A 432-nucleotide genomic window follows, 5' to 3' on the forward strand; every position below is an offset into this window, starting at 1 on the left:
GTACTTGATTGTCGACGTTTGCGCCTCGATCGATACGTCGTCGGCGCCGGCGAAGTTCCACACGCCGGGGTACTCCTCGCGAAGCCGCTCACGACGCTCCTCCATCGCCTCCATCATCTCGTTCCGCGACTGGCCCGAGTCTACGTTGGTCACGTCGATCGGCGCCTCTGCGACGCCGTCCGGCATCTCCTCACCCTCCTGTTCGGGGAGCCACGTCACGAAGCCGATCTGCGTGAACGCCACGTAGCATTGACCGAGAATCCAGCGGTGGTCGTCGCCACCGCCGGACCCAGCACTCCCCGTGTCCTGTTGGAGTACGACTCCACGCCCCTCGGGGGTGAGCTTGATCGACGGCGTCCCACCCTTGCGTTCCCGGTCGACGTAGCTGCTGTTGATCCGCTCGTAAATGTTCGACAGCTCGGAGAGGCTGTT

Annotated in this window: 1 pseudogene; it reads right to left on the bottom strand. The window is 63.9% G+C overall.

Annotation, left to right across the window (positions count from 1 at the left end):
* A pseudogene (locus C5B91_RS22220) lies at positions 1-432 on the bottom strand (type IV secretion system protein VirD4); the annotation flags it as partial.

The organism is Haloferax sp. Atlit-10N, from assembly GCF_003586325.1.
Lineage (GTDB): Archaea > Halobacteriota > Halobacteria > Halobacteriales > Haloferacaceae > Haloferax > Haloferax prahovense.